This is a genomic window from Asaia sp. Ae19-3 (assembly GCF_059801175.1).
Genome location: NZ_JBCHWF010000001.1, coordinates 3215622 through 3235189, shown reverse-complemented (window position 1 = coordinate 3235189; position 19568 = coordinate 3215622). Strand labels below are relative to the sequence as shown.

At 54.1% G+C, this 19568-nt stretch carries 18 protein-coding genes; 12 read left to right on the top strand and 6 right to left on the bottom strand.

The annotated features are described in order from the left end of the window. Positions 1 to 85: 85 nt before the first annotated feature. From AAID99_RS14255 to AAID99_RS14240, 4 genes are all read left to right on the top strand, one after another. Positions 86 to 1069, top strand: coding sequence for a flagellin N-terminal helical domain-containing protein (locus AAID99_RS14255; RefSeq protein WP_264784228.1), 984 nt, complete (start codon positions 86 to 88; stop codon positions 1067 to 1069). 509 nt (positions 1070 to 1578) lie between these two features. Next, entirely contained in the window at positions 1579 to 3675 is a 2097-nt protein-coding gene (locus AAID99_RS14250; protein ID WP_498494219.1) for a hypothetical protein, read from the top strand. 28 nt (positions 3676 to 3703) lie between these two features. Continuing rightward, positions 3704 to 4705 carry a glycosyltransferase family A protein gene (locus AAID99_RS14245; protein ID WP_332350389.1) on the top strand — a complete coding sequence of 334 codons (1002 nt, stop codon included), beginning with the start codon at positions 3704 to 3706 and terminating at the stop codon, positions 4703 to 4705. Between the two features lie 301 nt (positions 4706 to 5006). Next, positions 5007 to 5570: a hypothetical protein gene (locus AAID99_RS14240; protein WP_498494218.1), complete on the top strand. Its 564-nt coding sequence runs from the start codon at positions 5007 to 5009 to the stop codon at positions 5568 to 5570. A gap of 822 nt (positions 5571 to 6392) precedes the next feature. Here AAID99_RS14240 and AAID99_RS14235 read toward each other — a convergent pair. Together AAID99_RS14235 and AAID99_RS14230 are read right to left on the bottom strand one after the other, a co-directional pair. After that, the gene (locus AAID99_RS14235; RefSeq protein ID WP_498494216.1) at positions 6393 to 7124 is read right to left on the bottom strand and encodes an FkbM family methyltransferase; all 732 of its coding nucleotides are present in this window, start codon (positions 7122 to 7124) and stop codon (positions 6393 to 6395) included. 367 nt (positions 7125 to 7491) lie between these two features. Then, positions 7492 to 8214 carry a glycosyltransferase family 25 protein gene (locus AAID99_RS14230; RefSeq protein ID WP_498494214.1) on the bottom strand — a complete coding sequence of 241 codons (723 nt, stop codon included), beginning with the start codon at positions 8212 to 8214 and terminating at the stop codon, positions 7492 to 7494. 409 nt (positions 8215 to 8623) lie between these two features. On the opposite strand from AAID99_RS14230, the gene AAID99_RS14225 reads away from it, so the two are divergent. Then, entirely contained in the window at positions 8624 to 9607 is a 984-nt protein-coding gene (locus AAID99_RS14225; protein WP_264784228.1) for a flagellin N-terminal helical domain-containing protein, read from the top strand. A gap of 91 nt (positions 9608 to 9698) precedes the next feature. On the opposite strand, the gene AAID99_RS14220 is transcribed toward AAID99_RS14225, so the two are convergent. Continuing rightward, positions 9699 to 10166 carry a hypothetical protein gene (locus tag AAID99_RS14220; RefSeq protein ID WP_332350379.1) on the bottom strand — a complete coding sequence of 156 codons (468 nt, stop codon included), beginning with the start codon at positions 10164 to 10166 and terminating at the stop codon, positions 9699 to 9701. 393 nt (positions 10167 to 10559) lie between these two features. On the opposite strand from AAID99_RS14220, the gene fliE reads away from it, so the two are divergent. The 4 genes from fliE to AAID99_RS14200 are packed head-to-tail and all read left to right on the top strand — an operon-like array spanning position 10560 to position 13116. Beyond that, positions 10560 to 10895 (top strand): flagellar hook-basal body complex protein FliE, encoded by a 336-nt coding sequence (gene fliE, locus AAID99_RS14215; protein WP_188426822.1) that lies wholly within the window; start codon positions 10560 to 10562, stop codon positions 10893 to 10895. Positions 10896 to 10907: 12 nt separating this feature from the next. Further along, a complete protein-coding gene (locus AAID99_RS14210) occupies positions 10908 to 11183 on the top strand; it encodes a flagellar biosynthetic protein FliQ (protein WP_188426821.1) in 276 nt (91 codons plus the stop codon). Positions 11184 to 11229: 46 nt separating this feature from the next. Beyond that, entirely contained in the window at positions 11230 to 12015 is a 786-nt protein-coding gene (locus AAID99_RS14205; protein WP_498494212.1) for a flagellar biosynthetic protein FliR, read from the top strand. 27 nt (positions 12016 to 12042) lie between these two features. Further along, a complete protein-coding gene (locus AAID99_RS14200; protein WP_188426820.1) occupies positions 12043 to 13116 on the top strand; it encodes an EscU/YscU/HrcU family type III secretion system export apparatus switch protein in 1074 nt (357 codons plus the stop codon). A gap of 41 nt (positions 13117 to 13157) precedes the next feature. Here the strand turns inward: AAID99_RS14200 and AAID99_RS14195 are convergent, their stop codons facing one another. After that, positions 13158 to 13637, bottom strand: a complete 480-nt coding sequence (locus AAID99_RS14195) for a lipocalin-like domain-containing protein (protein WP_188426819.1) — start codon at positions 13635 to 13637, stop codon at positions 13158 to 13160. Positions 13638 to 13962: 325 nt separating this feature from the next. Further along, the gene (locus AAID99_RS14190) at positions 13963 to 14124 is read right to left on the bottom strand and encodes a DUF3309 family protein (protein ID WP_188426818.1); all 162 of its coding nucleotides are present in this window, start codon (positions 14122 to 14124) and stop codon (positions 13963 to 13965) included. Positions 14125 to 15172: 1048 nt separating this feature from the next. Here AAID99_RS14190 and AAID99_RS14185 point away from each other — a divergent pair. Together AAID99_RS14185 and AAID99_RS14180 are read left to right on the top strand one after the other, a co-directional pair. After that, on the top strand, positions 15173 to 16933 hold the full coding sequence (locus AAID99_RS14185; RefSeq protein WP_498494308.1) for a glycoside hydrolase family 68 protein: 1761 nt from the start codon (positions 15173 to 15175) through the stop codon (positions 16931 to 16933). 63 nt (positions 16934 to 16996) lie between these two features. Beyond that, the gene (locus AAID99_RS14180) at positions 16997 to 18640 is read left to right on the top strand and encodes a glycoside hydrolase family 32 protein (RefSeq protein ID WP_498494211.1); all 1644 of its coding nucleotides are present in this window, start codon (positions 16997 to 16999) and stop codon (positions 18638 to 18640) included. Positions 18641 to 18648: 8 nt separating this feature from the next. Here AAID99_RS14180 and AAID99_RS14175 read toward each other — a convergent pair whose 3' ends face one another. Next, entirely contained in the window at positions 18649 to 19059 is a 411-nt protein-coding gene (locus AAID99_RS14175) for a lytic transglycosylase domain-containing protein (RefSeq protein WP_188426815.1), read from the bottom strand. A 32-nt stretch (positions 19060 to 19091) separates the two neighbouring features. Here AAID99_RS14175 and gspG point away from each other — a divergent pair, with 32 nt between their 5' ends. Next, positions 19092 to 19568 (top strand): type II secretion system major pseudopilin GspG, encoded by a 477-nt coding sequence (gene gspG / locus AAID99_RS14170; protein ID WP_188426814.1) that lies wholly within the window; start codon positions 19092 to 19094, stop codon positions 19566 to 19568.

Sequence of the window (19568 nt, the reverse complement as noted above, 5' to 3'; positions counted from 1 at the left end):
CGTTTTTGGTAATCTTCTCTTATCCATTTCGGGATTTATGGTGTTTGCGTGGCCCGATATCTGGGCAAGCACCAGGAGAAATTCGATGAGCCTTTCGATCAACACCAATGCCTCGGCGATGGTTGCCGTTCAGACCCTGAACGCCACGCAGTCCGCCCTGAGCAGTGCAGAAAACACCATCTCGACCGGCCTGAAGGTCTCGAGCGCCGCTGACAACGCCGCTGCCTACGGCATTGCCCAGCAGATGCAGGGCAATGTTTCCGGCCAGTCCGCAGTCAATGACGGCCTCTCCTTTGCCGCGCAGACGGTCAGCTCGACCAGCACTGCCGTCAACCAGATCATCAGCGTGCTCAACAGCGTTCAGAACGCCGTGACTTCGCTCGGCAACAACCAGGGCAGCCCCGCCGCCCTCGACCAGATCGGCACGCAGATCACCGGCCTGCTTCAGCAGATCGACACCATCTCGCGCAATGCCACCTTCAATGGCGTCAACCTGATCTCGGGTGCCACCAGCGACGGTCTGGGCATCACCGCCAGCGACCTGAAATATGTCACCGGCCTGCAGGGTGACCAGACCACCATCACCGGGTTCAACGCCGCCATCGCTTCCTATATGGGTGGCTCGTCCATCGCAGGCGCACCGTCTGTCTTCGGCACCGGCACCGCTTTCCAGGCTGGCACCGCTGGCACGAGCCTGACCGACGCCCTCGGCCTTACCTCCAGCAGCACCGCTGGCGTCAACCCGACGACCAACGTGTTCGAAGGCTCCGGCACCCTCAAGGGTACCGGCAATGTCTCTGACATGATCGCCCAGGTGCAGGCAGCCATCAAGGCCATGACCTTCGTTACCTCGACGCTCGGCGCCAACAGCAACGTCATCAAGAACATGAGCACCTACGGCTCGACCATCTCCGACAACCTGACCAACGGCATCGGCGCCCTGACCGACGCTGACATGTCTGCCGCCAGCGCCAAGCTGACCTCGCTGCAGACCAAGCAGTCGCTGGCCATCAAGTCGCTGACGATCGCCAACTCGCAGTCGCAGAACATCCTGTCGCTCTTCCAGTAAGAATGACAAAAACCCTCGCCTCATGATGAGGCGAGGGTTTCCCTTGCTCTTTCCGATATCCCGGACTGCAATTCCGAACCGCTTCGGAAAGCTATTCCACAGGCCCGCTCAGAACACGCGCCGCAATAACGACAGGCGAGCCAGCCGAATCGGCGCCCGTTCGAAACGTCGCCCATTTCCCCAAAGAAAAAACCCAGGTGCCAGTAAAGCTGACAACCTGCGCATGTGGCTTGCAACTGCCGTCCTGCCCGCTGTCATCCTGACGCGCGCACCACGACCGCGAAAGCCCCCTCGCCTCAGTGAGCATTAGGCTCGACCGTAAACCTTCGCTGTGGGAAATGTCCCATCTTTCGAATTCGAAGGCTCATTCAGTTTGCGCGACAAGACGCAGACCTTCGATCAACCTTCCTTTAAATTCGGCAACGTTTCACTTCACGCACGAAATGCGCTGGTTTTCATCACCCTGCCGCGATATGATCTTAGCCCAATGACATTCGTTGAGCTTTATCATGTCTTTTAAAGATTTAGTTAATAAATCTGCTGCCATTTATCATAACAACGAAAAAAACTGGTTTCCCGATAAAAAGCTAATCGACGACATATGTAACGAATCTTCCAACTTCAATTTTATTTCTTTTGACGTTTTCGATACTGCCATCACCAGGATCGTTGACAGTCCTGTCGATGTCATGGCCGTCGTCGAAAAATCGTTGATCGATATATTTGGCGCTCAAGCGCGAGGGTTTGCCCTCGCGCGGGAAAATGCCGAGCGTTCGGCACGACATCTTGCGCAAAAGGTAGGGAAGATAGAAGTTACTTTTGAGGATATTTACGCAGAATTAAAAAAGTTTATTTCCTCTAACTTTGCTTTCGAACAAAAAGCAAAAGAATTGGAAATTGAATTTGAGCTGGACATATGCGTCCCCAATTTCGACATGAAAACCTTATTCAATTCTCTGCGCGAGAAAAATGTTTCCGTATTATTCATAAGCGATATGTATCATTCTGCTGATACGATAGGTCGCATACTTGAAAAATGTGGCTACAGCGATTGGCAGGATATACTGGTCTCCAGCGAATTACTGCATACAAAAGCCAGCGGAAGCCTATGGTCCCTGATCAGGCATAGATTTGGTGAAAATACACGCATCTTGCACATCGGAGATGACCTAGCAGGGGATGTCAACATGCCCCGTGCACATGGCTTCAACTCGATCTATTACGGGAGAATGCGGTCCGAAAGACGCGTAGGCGCCGATCTGACGCCTGATATTGTGCCGTTCTCCATTCTGCATCGAAGTGCCCATTTATCGAGCGTTGGCCGGGAGAAGCGTTTTCATGAAGAGTGGTGGCACACTCTCGGAGCGTCCTGGGGTAGCCTAATCGTCAGAGCATTCGTCGACTGGCTGGCAGAAAAGGTACAAAGCGAAAAAATTCAGCATCTCTATTTCTGCGCACGAGATGGATATCTGATCCAGAAGGGGTGGGATATTGCTGAAAAATACACATCTGGTCCCGTAACATCGAGCTACCTCCACGTCTCCCGCCGTCCCTTGAACCTGGCTATGGGATACTGCACCAGCACCCCACACAAACTATCGCGAGAACTGGTAGAATTTTACTGCAAGACGTATGGAAATTTAACCGTAAATGACGTTTTGGATCGTATCGAATTAGGTGAGAAAGAGAGAATCTTCTTCAAGAGAGAAGCTCAAAACCTCTTTTCCTCGTTCAATAGCACTTTCTCTCACGACGACGCCAAGAAACTTGCTGAGCTACTGCAAAGAAATGCGTCACTGATCTATTACGGATTGAAAAACAACTACGATTCTGTGATCGGTTATCTTGATCAGGAAGGTCTTTTTTCGAAAACCGATGCGGCCATAGTGGATTTGGGCTGGGCTGGGACTCTTCAATGCTCAATCAATCAGATCATCCGACATCACGGCCGCAAAAACCTAGTATCGGGGTTTTATTACGGCCTGTCCGACCCGTCCTCCGGCAATCACTACCGTGCTGGTCGCATGCTCAGTGCTTTCGGTTGCGGCTTCACACCCTTTGACCATCAGGTTCACTTGCGGAACGGCGTGGATATTCTGGAAACCCTGCATTCTGCCAGAGGCGGAAGTGTCATCAGCTACAGGAAGCAGGGGAATACATGGTTACCTCTATGCACTGAGAATACCGCCGAATTGCAACAATATGATCTGGTTGTTGCGCCGTTTCAAAAAGGTGTCATGGAGGCGCTGGAAAAATGGTCAACGAGTGAATCTGTCGGCCCTCTCGATAGCACTTACGCTACGGTCCCCGCAGCGATCGCAGCCATGCACTCTGTTTTTTGCTCGCCGTCTGACGAAGAACTCAAGCTACTGGGCTCCATAAAACATTGCCCGACGTTCGAGCATCACACTTATAGATCCCTAATCAATGAGAACGTTCCCGCCGACCTCGATGAAATGGTCGCCAGGATACGATCGGCGCCATGGCCTGTTGGCACCCTGAAGTCCTGGCAGGATAACAACCATGCCCATCGAGAGATTTTTCAAAAATTAGCCTTTGCGCTGATGTCTCACCTGGGTGAACGTCGCCTCAGACAGTTTCATTAAGCTTTCCATCTCCAAAACAGGTCAGATCATGCAGCGTACAGGCAACGATAAGCAGAAGCTTTTCCCGAGCGTTAGACGTTGGGAAAATGATGGAGGCGGGGACAGCGTCGCGATCATTATGCGAACAAAAGATCGTCCCATCTTGCTGTCCAGAGCCATTGCAAGCGTCCTGAATCAAACCCATCACAACTGGATTCTCTACCTCGTCAATGACGGGGGGGATGGTCCTTCCTTCGAGGAGGTGGTTGACAGGTATAAACTTGGCCTCACGAGCAAGGTCAAGATTTTGCAGAATGAGCAAAGTCTCGGCATGGAGGCCGCCTCGAACTGCGCTCTATCCTTAGTTGGCGAGAGTTTCATTGTCGTTCACGACGACGACGATGCCTGGCACCCTGACTTTCTGGCAGAAACTGTCGCATATCTGCATAAAAACCGAGAATTCGCAGCAGTTGTCACGAATTGCGTCGTCATACATGAGATCGTTGAGGATAACAGGGCCGTAGAGTTGTTTCGCGAGAAGTGGTCGCAATGGAAACCATTTGTAGATGCCTGCGACTTGCTTTCCCGCAATATTTCCCCACCGATAAGCATGTTAATCCGCAGTTCGGTTGCCCAAATCGTGGGAAAATTTAATGACAGCCTCCCCGTCCTTGGCGACTGGGACTATAATATCAGAGTGTTCCTGACAGGAGACATAGGGACAATAGACAAAGAACTATCTTATTACTATCAGAGACCGAAAGAAGATAGTATTTATAGCAATAGCGTCCGCGCTGGAGTCGATAAACACAATTTATATCAAACTCTATATCGAAATTCTCTTGTCAGGCGTCATCTCACTGATGATCCAAGCGCCCTAGGAGGAATTCATCTCCTTCTCGAGAAGATAGACCGCGCGAAAAACGAAATTGTCAGCGCAATCTACCAGTCGCACACAAAGATAGAGGCGGAAAATTTAGAAATAAAAACAAAATTGAGCAAAATAGAGATGTTGATGGAAAATATTTTTCAGTCACCGTCCACAAAATAAAACAGATTTTCAATCTTGGCGGAAAGCCTCTTCGTGAATCGACCAAGAATAAACATGAGGCTAGAGCTTTCCACTCCACACCAGAAAAAGGTCTAATTTTATAATGCCAAGCATTGTCATATCGAGATATAACGAGAATATAGACTGGATAAAAAATATACCAGATTGTTATAAAATTTTTTTATACAATAAAGGTCCTAAAAATGTCAGTCCCGAGATAACGAATAATGTCTATAAATACATAGATCTTGAAAATGTAGGGAAAGAGTCTGACACTTATTTACTCCATATGATTTGTAATGTGGAAAACGACGATTCCTACACCGTGTTTTCTCAGGGCGATCCCTTCGATCACTCTGAGAATTTCCTTGCCTTGTTGTCTCATGAATTTTCGGGAGATGTGTGGGGATATGCTTCACAGTGGAAACCAGGCTACCCTCCCCAGAGCACTTTACAAAAATATTTCGCAAACAACCATGCCGTTGCCAGAAACGAAATATTCTCGCTGTTCAATTGGGGGCCAATCCAGTCCTTCGACGAGGGTGCTTTCCTCATTTCCCGGCTCTACTTCGAGACTTTCGGCGTGAAAAATGGCATTAATATTGCTGCCGATTTCTTCGAAAAGATAGGTCATTACCGAGTTCGGGAGAAAGCGCTTAACGCTACATTCGGTGAGTTTTCCTACGGAGCCATATTCGGCGTCCGGAATCAGGCCATTCATTCAGTAGAACGAGATATCTATATTAAGGCTCTGACTTTTGTGCGTTCCGCCGGAATGGCGGGACATATCATGGAGAGATTATGGCTCCATTTTTTTGACCATCCTTTCATCTGTTTCGACCCTAAAAATAATCATACCGCTTAAGTTCTGTAGCTGTAACACAACTAAAAACACTTACGCGCTTCTGGAAATCCGAGATACCGGGTTTTCAGGAGCTTAGACGAATGGTCTCGCTGCAAGTGGCATATCGCGCGTCAGACGAAACGCCTCGCGTCCGTCGATAGAAGGCGGAAGGCATAGATCTCCGTTTGTGCCTCCGGTGCAGCTGTTTGGCCGCAAAGGACAGCGGTTCTTCGCGGGATCGTCGATGCACTGCGGTATCTTGCTCACTCAGGCAGAGAGCAGGAGGTGCTCACGGCTCACTCTACCTCATGCAGAACATATTCTGATGGCCCCGCAGACACATATGCCGTTCGCCGTCTCAGACCATCGAGACCGGGATGCACAAGGCAGAAATACTGAATTTTGACGCTACGGAACACTCATGGGTTGTGAGCGCATCAATGCGGATGGCGGACAACTGCCGATCAGGCACAGTTCTGGCCATATTTCGGGTGGAGCGGGCTGCGAGGCAACCAGTGGAGGCATCATCAAGACGTGGTTGCAGGTGAAGCCGCAGTTCGCGGTTAGGGCCAGTGATCATTGGCCACCGATGGACCGGTTGATCTCTCGCATCAACAACTCGTTGACTGCATAATCGGCTGGGTGACCCCGCTGATGGCGCCTCGTGAAGGGCTACGGACAGCGGGCCGATGTCGCAAAACAGAAAAACATGCCGTAGCGAAACGCTCATCCGTCGATCTCGGAGAAGCTTTTATATACTCCCGCCGATGGATGAAGCGTATTTAGTGCTTATCGCAATATCCGGCCTGGGAGCAGGAACGCGATATATGCTCCACAATACCCTTAAAAATTAACTCTGGTAAATATAAGGTTTATTCCTGTTTGTGCTTGCAACTTATAAGAGCGACTCTCCATATAATTGATTATTTTACGAGTATTACCTTCTGAGAAATGTTCGCTGGGCTCGCACTGAATAATATATGGCTTGTAAGATTCAAAATCTATGGATTTTATAATATCGAAGTCCAATCCCTCACAATCAATAGAAAGAAAATCGACGTTGCCAACTTCTTTCATAAGCCTATTGACATGTATATTAGGAACTCTGATTTCATGTGAAATTCCACCGTACCCGGAAAAATCACCGAAACTATGGATATGCGCGGCATTCATGGAGGATAATTCAGACGTCTGCCCTACGTAAAAGACGACCTCTTCCCGATCTGAGTCAGATATCGCACATTGAACGATTGCGTCCCTCGGTCTTACTTTTTGCAGATCGGAAATCAGACGAGGATCAGCTTCCACCAGAACGCCCCTCGCTCCGTATTTCTTATAAAGGAGATAGGTATTGCTGGTCGAAATCGGGTGGTTTGCTCCTATCTCAACGTAAATCACGTCGCTCATCTCACGTTTTTCGCGCTGCATTTGCGCCCGCAACAGGGAAGCAACGATGAGATCTTCCCCGTCCTGAGAATATGTTTCTGGAAGAAAAACGGATATGCCATCAAGAGACGAGGACTGTACCGAATTTTTTGCGTTTTCATCTGAGACGAACTGATTTTTAATATCCATAAACAATCCCCCAATTCATAGTCGATTTGCGCTTCTTTTCCACAAGGCAAGGTCCTAACATCCTCGCGCTCTTGCCTTGGTTTTCGTATTTCCACCTCAAAGCGCCGCGCTTCAGTCCAATCGAAAATCGAAAGTGCCCCGACTAGCAGCGCATACCACGCCGAGGCTTAGTCTACGTTAATAGTGCTTCCCAGCTTCTCACCTCAACGAGGCCGACAGACACTGGCGGGAAGGCGCTTTTGCGCGAAGCGAACGCTGCGCCAAGTGTTACCCTCACACGCAAAACGTATGAAAGCGCGAAAAATTGCCTGACCAACGGCGCCCATTACGAATTTCCGGCCTTCTCATTGCCCGTTTCTAGCGGACTCTAGGTATTGAGCGATTTCTCAGTCATATTATCGGTCAAACATAGGGGCGGGAAGCTCGTGAAGGCCTGCATTCCCGCGTAAAACATATTCATCAGATGATCGACTGACGATGTAGTAATATTTCTTCCACCCAAGGAGTCGTAGGAGACAACCTCGTCACGTAGCGGCAAGCATTTCTCCAACATCAATTTGGCGCCCTTCGGCGATATTGCATACCCGCATATACCGAAAGTATGCTCGAGTCTGAACGGAGCGGATTTTACCATCTTTCCAGAATAATTATTTATATTTTTCCTTACCTCATCTTGTGATTGCGTCACAATACAGGGCGAGATACCCGGAAGCATATGAAATTTCAGTGTCGTATCGGGATTATTTCCCCACAGTACTATATCCCAATCAGGCTCGACCTGGGCAAGGATGGACGCGCTCTCTTCATCAAAATTACGACACAAAAAGGCATCGTCCTCAAATATATGCGCGGCGCGCTCATTCTTCGCAACCGCCCCCCAGAGAGCGATATGTGTGAGCCCTGAACCCAAAGCACCCCGAGTGAAACTGCACTCAGGATGTATCAGCCCCATCTTTCTCATGGCATCAACATCCATCGCCGAACCGTCAATGCCAGGAGCATGAACAAGGCCGGGGATATGAGCATTAGCCTGCAGAAAGCGCTCCGTTCGTGCAGGCGTGCGCTCAAGACTGATGAAAAATTTATCCACTGCTTCTATCCGAGAAAAAATGATGCCTATGGCTTCGGTTCCCTCAAAGGCAGGTCACCTCGACAAATTCAGATGAGTTGTGTGCAGCCATATAATTCCCCAAGCATGCACGATCGGTCTTCCCCGCGCAATCTTACCCCGAGGACATGAGCACAGATCCGGATTGAGCCTCGACGAAATTTCCCACACCCTCGATACAATCACTCCTTTGCTCGATGCCGACGAGGCCCGCAGGCAACTTCCTGATCCTGCCGCACCCTTAGCAGATCTCTATCGCTGGGATTTCGCACTGGCATAAGATCGGGTGCACCATGCCAATTCTGCCGTTTTTGGTAATCTTCTCTTATCCATTTCGGGATTTATGGTGTTTGCGTGGCCCGATATCTGGGCAAGCACCAGGAGAAATTCGATGAGCCTTTCGATCAACACCAATGCCTCGGCGATGGTTGCCGTTCAGACCCTGAACGCCACGCAGTCCGCCCTGAGCAGTGCAGAAAACACCATCTCGACCGGCCTGAAGGTCTCGAGCGCCGCTGACAACGCCGCTGCCTACGGCATTGCCCAGCAGATGCAGGGCAATGTTTCCGGCCAGTCCGCAGTCAATGACGGCCTCTCCTTTGCCGCGCAGACGGTCAGCTCGACCAGCACTGCCGTCAACCAGATCATCAGCGTGCTCAACAGCGTTCAGAACGCCGTGACTTCGCTCGGCAACAACCAGGGCAGCCCCGCCGCCCTCGACCAGATCGGCACGCAGATCACCGGCCTGCTTCAGCAGATCGACACCATCTCGCGCAATGCCACCTTCAATGGCGTCAACCTGATCTCGGGTGCCACCAGCGACGGTCTGGGCATCACCGCCAGCGACCTGAAATATGTCACCGGCCTGCAGGGTGACCAGACCACCATCACCGGGTTCAACGCCGCCATCGCTTCCTATATGGGTGGCTCGTCCATCGCAGGCGCACCGTCTGTCTTCGGCACCGGCACCGCTTTCCAGGCTGGCACCGCTGGCACGAGCCTGACCGACGCCCTCGGCCTTACCTCCAGCAGCACCGCTGGCGTCAACCCGACGACCAACGTGTTCGAAGGCTCCGGCACCCTCAAGGGTACCGGCAATGTCTCTGACATGATCGCCCAGGTGCAGGCAGCCATCAAGGCCATGACCTTCGTTACCTCGACGCTCGGCGCCAACAGCAACGTCATCAAGAACATGAGCACCTACGGCTCGACCATCTCCGACAACCTGACCAACGGCATCGGCGCCCTGACCGACGCTGACATGTCTGCCGCCAGCGCCAAGCTGACCTCGCTGCAGACCAAGCAGTCGCTGGCCATCAAGTCGCTGACGATCGCCAACTCGCAGTCGCAGAACATCCTGTCGCTCTTCCAGTAAGAATGACAAAAACCCTCGCCTCATGATGAGGCGAGGGTTTCCCTTGCTCTTTCCGATATCCCGGACTGCAATTCCGAACCGCTTCGGAAAGCTATTCCACAGGCCCGCTCAGAACACGCGCCGCAATAACGACAGGCGAGCCAGCCGAATCGGCGCCCGTTCGAAACGTCGCCCATTTCCCCAAAGAAAAAACCCAGGTGCCAGTAAAGCTGACAACCTGCGCATGTGGCTTGCAACTGCCGTCCTGCCCGCTGTCATCCTGACGCGCGCACTGCGTATAATCCGCGTCACTCAGCGGAATATATATATTCGCGTTCAGCTGCGCCGTGCGACCATGAATCTGAATCGTCCCATCAACCCCCGATTTGTGGCCTTGTTGCCCATTATTGGCAACGTCATCAGGCGCACCACGCGTTACGATATCGATATACTTCGTCTCGTTGTCAGCGCAGACCTCAACAGAGGCGGATCCTATCGGCTGAGGGTCAGCATGCGGTTGCGGATTCTGCACAAAGGTCTGGATCTCTGCAATACGCACGATGCCGGATGGGCACCGCATGCTGTCTCCATTGCCATGATAAGTGGTGCCTTCTCCCGTAGCCGCATGCGCCCCCACAGGTGTTGCAAGGGCCATCCCTGTAAGAAAAATCACGGCGTTGGCGGCAAGGCGCGCGCGCAACTGAAATTTTCGCGTTTCAAGCACCCGACCGCCCCTCGATTATCGTTTGTAACCACATGGCAGGATCGTATTGGAAATACAGCCTTGCAGTAAGGGCTCTTGCACAGGATGTGTTTAAAAAGCGTCATTATCTGACGACGTATCAACGCGCAGTGCAAAATTTTTTTTGAGAATATGAAACCGGTTGCCCGACCGGTTGGATCACGTTACGAACATCAGCGTGAGGCGACAGACCCTGATCGTCACAATCCAAGATAAATCCGGTGCAGGCCCATGATCAGTGACGTTATGACCCGTAGTTTCGACGCATTGAACGCCTATGGCCAGACGCAACGCACGCTGCAGACCAATCTGAACCCGACGGCGAAGAGCGCAGAATCAGAAGACAGCGTGACCAGCTTCAGCAATGTGCTTGGCGACGCGATGAAAAATGCGATCCAGGTAGGCAAGACTGCGGAAACGAAAGCAGCGACCGGCCTGTCCGGCGGCGGTGATCTTACCGATATCGCCACCTCGGTCGCGGAGGCGAAACTCACCTTGCAGACCGTGACCACGGTGCGCGACCGCTTTGTACAGGCCTATCAGGACATCATGAAGATGTCTGTCTGACACAGGGCCACGATGCAGCCCTCGGTCGATATTCACGAAATTCTGCAACAAAGCCTGTTTGTTGCGGTCAAGATGGGCGCGCCGTCGCTTCTGGCCTCTCTTGCCGCAGGCATTCTTGTTTCGCTCTTTCAGGCCGTCACGCAGGTCAATGAGGCGACACTCTCTTTCGTCCCGAAATTCATTGCCGCCACAGCCGCGCTCATGCTGACGAGCTCGTTTCTTTACGCAACGCTGCACAGCTATGCCATGCTCATCTTTGATCAGATGGTTATCGCCGGGGGATCATGAGGCAAGCCAGCATGATTGGTTCGACACCGCACCAGAGGCTTGCACCGTGAACGATCTCCCGCTGCCCGCTCTCTCTGCGCTGTTCGTTCTGACCCTGTGCCGGGTCAGCGCGCTGGTCATGACAGCACCGGGCTTTGGAGAAAGCTCTTCACCCATGGTCGTGCGTGCGGGGGTGGCGCTCGCTGTGTCACTTCTGATCATGCCGGTCGAGCAACCGCATCTCATGCCCATCGCCACGGCGATACTGACAAATCCCTCATTGCTGGTGGTGACAGTCGGCCAGGAGCTGCTGGTCGGTATTTTCATTGGTCTCATTGCGCGTCTGCTGGCTATGTCGCTGGTAATTGCCATGCAGTTCATCGCCACCTTCACCGGGCTGGCGAGCGTGTTGCAGCCAGACCCCGATCTTGGCGCGTCGAGTACCGCCATCAGCCATATGGCATCGTCTCTCATTCCCGTTCTTTTTCTCTCCACCGGCTTATATGTTCTCCCCCTCGCGGCGCTGACCGGCTCGTATGACGTCTTTCCTCCCGGCCAGACGCCACTTTTCAACGATATGGCCAAGGCAATCGTCACCACCACTGCGCTGAGCTTCAAGCTGGGCTTTCAATATGCCGCGCCTTTCGTGCTGATCGGCACGCTATGGCCCGCCATGCTGGGGGTGCTGAACCGATTGATGCCCTCCATTCAGGTTTATGGCATCGCCATGCCCGCCCAGCTTCTCGGCGGCGTGCTGCTCATTGCCCTGCTGATCCAGGTGATCACAGGCGTCTGGCAGGAACGTATGCAGGAATCACTTTCGGAACTTCCGGGTCTTCATGCGCCGCACTGATGCGCCCGGCGAAGCGGCGACGCTCTGATGGCTGAAGACAGCAGCAGCGAAGATCGCACACAGGCCCCTACGGGGCGACGCCTCGCCAAGGCAAGAGAAGAGGGCAATGTCGCGCAATCGCGCGAAACCCAGATGCTGCTCGTTCTGGGAGCCTTTCTTGCTGTCTTTTCCCTGGCTGGCGCCGCATCGGCCACACGCTTCGTCGCGCATATGCACGGCCTGATCGAACATTTCTCGACCCCCATCGACGACATGGCCTCGATCGGCTTTGTCATCCGTCAGGCCCTGAATGAGGGGTTTCTCCTCATGGCCCCTCTGGTGGTCGTCAGCTTTGTGGTCGTTATCGTTTTCAGCATGTTCCAGACCCAGTTCCTGTTCAGGCCACAGGCCCTGACGCCCGATATCACGCGGCTTTCCCCGCTGGCTGGTTTCAAACGCGTGTTCAGCATGCGCAACCTGATCGAGCTACTCAAAAGCCTGGCAAAATTCCTGATTTTCGGCATCGTGCTTTACACCATCGCCTCAGGCACGCTGCATATTGCCCCCGAGGCCGAAAGATGGACCCTGCGTCGCCTGACCTACGAGATGATTTCGTGGTTCACCTATGCGACACTCATCATTCTTCTGGTGCAGGCCTTTATCGCAGGGCTCGATGAACTCTGGACACGCTACAGCCGCCTGCAAAAGCTGCGCATGAGCCATCAGGACATCAAGGACGAAACAAAACAGGAAGATGGCGACCCCAAGATCAAGGCAAAGCGGGCCCAGATCCGTATGCGCCGCGCCCGCCAACGCATGATCCAGTCCGTCAAGAAAGCCACGGTTGTGGTCACAAACCCGACCCATTACGCCGTGGCATTGTCATATGAGAGTTCGGAAGCCGCAGCCCCCAAGATTGTAGCAAAAGGGGCAGACGAGCTGGCCGCCCGAATCAGGGAAGCCGCTCAGGACGCGCGCGTCCCCATCGTCAACAGCCCCCCACTGGCCCGGGGTCTCTATGCCCTGCCGCTGGATACCGAAATCCCGCCGGAATTCTTCAAACCGGTCGCCGCTGTCATCGCCTATGTTATCAAGCTCAAGACGCCGCGTTCAAGACTCTAGAAGCCGACCCACGGGTCGAAAGACGCTGCGCGCGGCTATCCCTATGAGGCAATCCTGCGAAAGCGGATAAGGCTGCGGGTCAGTTTCTCTGGCGCCCAGTTGGGCATGTGCCGCCAAGGCGTGGTGACGTTGGCGATGTCACCGGAGAGAGAAACGAAACGCTTCTGTTCGGACCCGACCCATTCAGGCACCCAGGCCGTCTCGATCTGGGTGATCCAGGCATTACCCTCAATACGGAAGCGACCGATATACGAAACAAGCGTCTGGAGCAGGGCGGCGCGATCGGCATCGTTGCGGGCAGGCACTCTGCCCTCCCCCTCCAGATTGAAGGCGACCCATCCGTCCTGGGTAAAGATGACACGCCCACGCGGTGCCTCACCCATGGCAGGAACCAGACAGGCCGTATCGCGCTCCTCGACGCTATAGGCGATAAGCTCCCAGGTGCCGATCAGAGCCTGACGCAGCGCGTCCCCCGCCACGTCAGTAATGGACGGTTTCTCTGCTATTGTCTCGCCTGCCATCAGATCTGCCCCGCTGAATGTTCACCGTTACTTGTTCCATAACGTGTTTTATCCCTGATTTCATAGAATTCGCCTCAGGGGCTTTTCAACACAAGATCACGCGAAATCCCGAATCGGGGGGCAGAAGAAAGCAGAAGATGATGCGATATGCCAGTGCGAAGATGCGGAGCTGCCCTGCACTTGCGTTCAGATCAACCCCACAAAATGCAGGGTACTCGCCCTTTCAGGCTGGATCGAGCCCGCCCCGGCCAGCGGTCATCAAGCGTGACCGAGAACCGGGACGGAGGGAAAATCAAAAAAATCTCTCTCTCGTTAATGGCAGATCTTACAGCCTGCCCATCAGGATCAGGATCACCAAGATCAGAACGATCAGCCCGACACCACCGCCTGCGCCATAGCCGGTCCAGGCCGTGCCATACCAGCCGCCATAACCACCGAAAGTGCCAAGAAGCAGGAGCACGATCACAATCAGAACAAGAATATTCATAGCGGGATTCCCCCCAGCGGCAGTCATGATTGCACCGCCGTAGGCCCTACACGCTCGAGAGGCGCACAGGTTCGCCGAGACCTGAGGTGAAACCCATATTTTAGGTTTGTGTGTTTTTCATATCCCAGACATTACAAGCAGCGCAGACACGAAGCAGCAAACGCTGCCCCTCCATCCCGGCAAGAGAAGTAATCCCTCCTGGGATATGGAACGTCCGGTTATGGGGTTGCTCAGTCGACTCCCGATTCAAAAGTCGGGACAAATCAGCTCCAGGCCCCTCTAGCGAGACAAGGACACTCCCCCCCATCGAAACCGATCGTCTCTCGCATGCGAGGCATTCCGCGTCGTCGCTTTCGTTGCTCTTCACAAGCCGACGCAACGCACAAACTGCCAGAAGGCCTGCGTCACCAGCGCGAGCCTACCCCCGACTTTGAACAAGCATCCATTTCGCCATTCCGACCGAGCTGGAAACGCCCAACGGAGACGGGAATGCCTGCCTGGCTGCTCGGCAAGGCCGCCGATGCATTCCCTAGAAGGTGGGAAAATGGGATCCTGAGGCACTGAATCGGCTCGCCCTCAGGAAAGAACTACGCAAAGGATGAATTATGCTCCGAAGACCCGAGATATGACGATATCCCCATCGATAATGAGCGATGGTAAATAAGAGAATACAAAAATACTCACTATTGTTCTTGGTTTCATTTTGCAAAAAATACGAACAAATAACCACATGATGACTCTAAAAAATACAGAAATTTATAAAATACTATTTATATCGTTATTTTAAATAAATTAAACGAATTTTCTATAAGTGAGACTCACTCCTGAATATATCTCGCCATATCACGAGTAACATTGATTATAAACGCCGCCTTTTATCGCCTCAAATCCGTCAGGTTTTTGCCATTAAACTGTCGTTAAAGTGCGATTGACTCTCATAACGGAATCGTGATCAAGTCTCTAGGCGATGAACGGCCGGGATCATTGGCGACCAAGAAATAATCATCCCTTCCCTCATTGCGACTTCGCAGAACGCCTGCGCCGGACAATCTCAACTTTCGAGGGCGAAAAGACGAACAAAACCAGAACGCGATCCTTGCTCACCCTGTTGCTTGCCGGTTCCACGGTCGCAACATTTGCGGGCCAGTCGGCACGCGCACAGATCAGCCCGGATGCCTTGCGTGAATCGTTACGCGTGGCGCCACGGCCCGGCATGATGCCCCATGGTGGTCGTCTTTTTCCCGGAAGTTCCCTCAATGGCGTCCCCGGGTTTCCGCTTCCGACCGTTCACTCGCAAAAAGCCTATGACCCGCAGGACAGCTTCACGGCCAAATGGACCCGTGCCGATGCCATGCAGATCAAGGCGCATTCCGACACGTCAGTCGCCGCCGGCCAGAACTCCCTGCCGCAGCAACTCGTCATGCCTGATGTCCCGGCCGATTTCCCGGCAACCAACCCCGATGTATGGGTCTGGGACACCTGGACGCTCATCGACAAGAAGGCCAACCAGTTCAGCTATAATGGCTGGGAAGTCATTTTCTGCCTGACCGCTGACAAGAATGCGGGTTATGGCTTCGACGATCGTCATACCCATGCCCGCATCGGCTATTTCTATCGCCGTGCCGGTGTTCCTGCCAGTCGGCGCCCGGCCAATGGTGGCTGGATCTATGGTGGCCATCTGATCCCTGAGGGAGCGCAGGAGCAGGTCTTCGCAGGCACGGATTACACCATCACAGCCGAATGGTCAGGCTCGATGCGCCTGCTTGACCCCACGAGCAACAAGGTTTCGCTGTTCTATACGGACATGGCCTTCAACCGGAATGCGGCAGGTCAGGACATCACGCCCTCGCAGGCAGTGATCACCCAGAGCCTTGGTCAGATTCATGCCGATTTCAACCATGTCTGGTTTACGGGCTTCACAACCCATACGCCGCTGCTGCGCCCTGATGGCGTCCTCTATCAGAACGGCGCACAGAACCCGTATTACAATTTCCGCGACCCGTTCACCTTTGAAGATCCGCAGCATCCGGGCGTGAACTACATGGTCTTCGAGGGCAATACGGCTGGCCAGCGCGGCACGGCTGATTGCACGGCAGAAGACCTCGGCTATCGCACCAATGATCCGCATGCGGAAACGGTGCAGCAGGTACTCTCGACCGGCGCCTATTACCAGAAGGCCAATATCGGCCTGGCAGTCGCTGAGGATTCCTCACTCTCGAAATGGAAATTCCTGCCGCCGCTGATTTCCGCCAATTGCGTGAATGACCAGACCGAACGTCCCCAGATGTATATCAAGGACGGCAAATATTACATCTTCACGATCAGCCATCGCACCACCTATGCGGCTGGCGTGGATGGACCTGACGGTGTCTATGGCTTTGTCGGCAATGGCATCCGCAGCGACTTCCAGCCCATGAATTATGGCTCGGGCCTCATGCTCGGCAACCCGACCGACCTCAACGAGGCGGCTGGCACCGATTACGACGCCAACCCGAACCAGAACCCGCGCGCCTTCCAGTCCTACTCGCATTACGTGATGCCGGACGGGCTCGTGGAGTCCTTCATCGATACCGTCGAAGGCCGTCGTGGCGGCGCGCTGTCACCCACCGTCAAGGTTCGCCTGCGGGGCGACGCCTCGGTTGTCGATACGCGCTATGGCAATAACGGCCTCGGTGGCTATGGCGACATCTCGGCCAATCGCGCCGCGATCAATGTCGTCGGGTTCATTCAGGATCTGATCAGCCAGAAGACCCAGTTGAGTGCGGATACCAACACGCGCATGCGTTCCTTCCTCAACGCAAGCCAGTAACCTCGAGCCCGGTCTGCGCGTTACGACGCGCAGACCTTATTTCCCTCGACCTGGCAGGTGACGATGCTGCGGCTTGCTTCCGTTCTCCCACCCTTCACGCTGAAGCCGACACGGATTATCGCAAGGCGGCTCCGCAGTTTCGCTGCGCCACTGGCCCTTGTCGCCCTGTCGATTGCTCCGGCACAGGCGGCACCAGCGACCGATCCCTTGCCCGATACGGCTCTCTGGCGACCAGCCCTGCATTACACGCCCTCCGCCCACTGGATGAACGACCCGAACGGCCCGTTCTTTCTCAATGGCACATGGCATCTCTATTATCAGTGCAACCCGGACGGCATGGTCTGGGGACATACCTCCTGGGGTCATGCCACCAGTCCCGATCTGCTCCATTGGCAGGAGCAGCCCGTCGCCCTGCCCGCCACACAAGGCCATGATATTTTTTCGGGGTCGGTCGTCTATGACCGCGACAATCGCTCGGGCCTCGGCACGGCGGCCTCTCCCCCTCTGCTCGCGCTTTACACCACCGTATTCAGCGGCGATCCCGCCCATCCCGATGGAACCCAGGCCCAGTCTGTCGCCCTGAGTCCCGATCAGGGACGTTCCTTTGTGCCTCATGAGGGCAACCCGGTTCTCACGCTTCATCCTGACTCCCGTCAGTTTCGTGACCCATCCGTCATCTGGTACGCCCCCGGAAAATACTGGGTGATGACGACCGTGGTCGCCGACGCGCAGGTCGTGAAGCTCTACCGCTCGACCGATCTGCTGCACTGGGATTTCCTGAGCGACTTCCAGCCCTCGGGCTATCGCAAGCCCGGCATGCTATGGGAAATGCCCCTTCTCATCCCCTTGCCTCTCGACGACAATGACCACGATCTACGCTGGGTCATGATTGTCAGCGTCAATCCCTGGAGCATCGCTGGCGGGTCGGGTGTGCAGTATTTCGTCGGCCATTTCGACGGTACAAAATTCACCCCGGATAATCTGCCACAGGAAGGCGCAGACCCCGCAGCCTATCGCTGGCTCGATCATGGAGCCGATAATTATGCTGCCATACGCTTTGCCAATGCCCCCGATCAGCGCCCGCGCCTGATCAGCTGGATGAGCAACTGGGCTTATGCCGACAAGCTGCCCACCTCACCCTGGCGAGGCCAGATGACATTGCCCGTCAGTCTTTCGCTGCGCAGCGACCATGGCGCGATCACCCTTCAGCAGAACCCCGCGCCGGAATACGAGCACTTCGCGCAGGCGCATCCGGGCCGGAATTTTACGGCACGGCGTCTCGCTGCCGGGGCAAGCTGGCATCTGGCCATGAAGAGCAGTGTGCAGGATATCGCCGTCACTCTGAAAAGCGCAGGCAGAGGCAAGGCGGGGCTCGTGCTACGACAGTCGGCAGACGGAAAGGAAGGAACCCGGATCAGCTATGATTTCGCCACCCATCTCCTGACCCTGGACCGCAGACATTCAGGAAAAACCGGTTTTTCGTCCAATTTCAGCCTTGTTCATATTGCCCAACTGGCTCCACGGAACGATACGATAACGCTTCATATTGTGGTTGATCGCAATTCGGTCGAGCTATTTGCCAACGGAGGAGACCTGCGCATGACAGATCTGATTTTCCCGCAGGAAAACAGCAACGACATGACCCTTTTCGCCACTGGCGCACCCACCCTTGCGGACACGCTGCATGTTGCAGATCTGGCTCCCTGAAAAGGCACTCAGGGATGCAGGGGCTGGAAAAGACGCCGCGCCGAGCCAAGCACGCGCTGCTGGTAAGCAAGGTTGAGGGTGAGCGTATGCGAATGATAATTACCGATCGCCCTCATCAGATCACCATGGGTCTCGTTCAGGTAAAGACGCATGATCGCGCCCGCTGCACTGATATTATAACAGGGCTGCGTCAGCAAACGGCGGTAAACGATCGCGGGCGCAGCATGTGTAAACTGCGCAATCGGCTCAAGCCAGCGCGTATTGACCTGCATCAGGCCCAGATCGTCCGTTCCGTTACTGTTATGATGCACAAGGCCGCTTTGACCGTTTTCAACCGCAAGGATGGAAGGCAGGATTCGAGGCGGCAAGTGGTACAGAGACGCAACGAAAATCATGCAGCTGGCATAGGCAACAGCCATGGCCCTTCCTTTTTATATCGGGATCGATTCTGATGCGCTTTTTCCGCACGCTAGCACATTCATGCAAGGCGCAGGCGCCAAAAACCCGCCGCAAGCCCCAGACAGAAGAAGCAGGTTTCACCCTGCTCGAATTGCTGGTTGTCATTGCCATTCTGGGCCTGCTGATCGGGCTTGTTGCGCCGGCAGCCCTGCGCCAGCTTGGTGGCGCGCGTAATTCGGTCGCGCATCAGTCCATCCAGCGTCTGGGCGAGGTTCTCGATCTCTATCGTCTCGACATGGGCACGTATCCCAGCACCGAAGAAGGGCTTCATGCCCTGATCGAGCGCCCGCAGGGCGCCGAAAACTGGAATGGCCCCTATCTGAAGGATGGCGCCGAACCCAAGGACCCGTGGCATCATCCCTATCTCTACACAGCCCCCTCCGAACGTCCCAATCATGAGTACGATCTGTGTTCAGGAGGCGCGAAGAACATCACCAATGACCGTTCCTCAATGATCTGCAATCCGTGA

Excerpts from the sequence above, each read along its gene's own strand:
- AAID99_RS14255 (WP_264784228.1), top strand. The coding sequence starts at position 86 with ATGAGCCTTTCGATCAACACCAATGCCTCGGCGATGGTTGCCGTTCAG.
- AAID99_RS14250 (WP_498494219.1), top strand. The coding sequence starts at position 1,579 with ATGTCTTTTAAAGATTTAGTTAATAAATCTGCTGCCATTTATCATAAC.
- AAID99_RS14245 (WP_332350389.1), top strand. The coding sequence starts at position 3,704 with ATGCAGCGTACAGGCAACGATAAGCAGAAGCTTTTCCCGAGCGTTAGA.
- AAID99_RS14235 (WP_498494216.1), bottom strand. The coding sequence starts at position 7,124 with ATGGATATTAAAAATCAGTTCGTCTCAGATGAAAACGCAAAAAATTCG.
- AAID99_RS14225 (WP_264784228.1), top strand. The coding sequence starts at position 8,624 with ATGAGCCTTTCGATCAACACCAATGCCTCGGCGATGGTTGCCGTTCAG.
- AAID99_RS14220 (WP_332350379.1), bottom strand. The coding sequence starts at position 10,166 with ATGCGGTGCCCATCCGGCATCGTGCGTATTGCAGAGATCCAGACCTTT.
- fliE (WP_188426822.1), top strand. The coding sequence starts at position 10,560 with ATGATCAGTGACGTTATGACCCGTAGTTTCGACGCATTGAACGCCTAT.
- AAID99_RS14210 (WP_188426821.1), top strand. The coding sequence starts at position 10,908 with ATGCAGCCCTCGGTCGATATTCACGAAATTCTGCAACAAAGCCTGTTT.
- AAID99_RS14200 (WP_188426820.1), top strand. The coding sequence starts at position 12,043 with ATGGCTGAAGACAGCAGCAGCGAAGATCGCACACAGGCCCCTACGGGG.
- AAID99_RS14195 (WP_188426819.1), bottom strand. The coding sequence starts at position 13,637 with ATGGCAGGCGAGACAATAGCAGAGAAACCGTCCATTACTGACGTGGCG.
- AAID99_RS14190 (WP_188426818.1), bottom strand. The coding sequence starts at position 14,124 with ATGAATATTCTTGTTCTGATTGTGATCGTGCTCCTGCTTCTTGGCACT.
- AAID99_RS14180 (WP_498494211.1), top strand. The coding sequence starts at position 16,997 with ATGCTGCGGCTTGCTTCCGTTCTCCCACCCTTCACGCTGAAGCCGACA.
- AAID99_RS14175 (WP_188426815.1), bottom strand. The coding sequence starts at position 19,059 with ATGGCTGTTGCCTATGCCAGCTGCATGATTTTCGTTGCGTCTCTGTAC.
- gspG (WP_188426814.1), top strand. The coding sequence starts at position 19,092 with ATGCGCTTTTTCCGCACGCTAGCACATTCATGCAAGGCGCAGGCGCCA.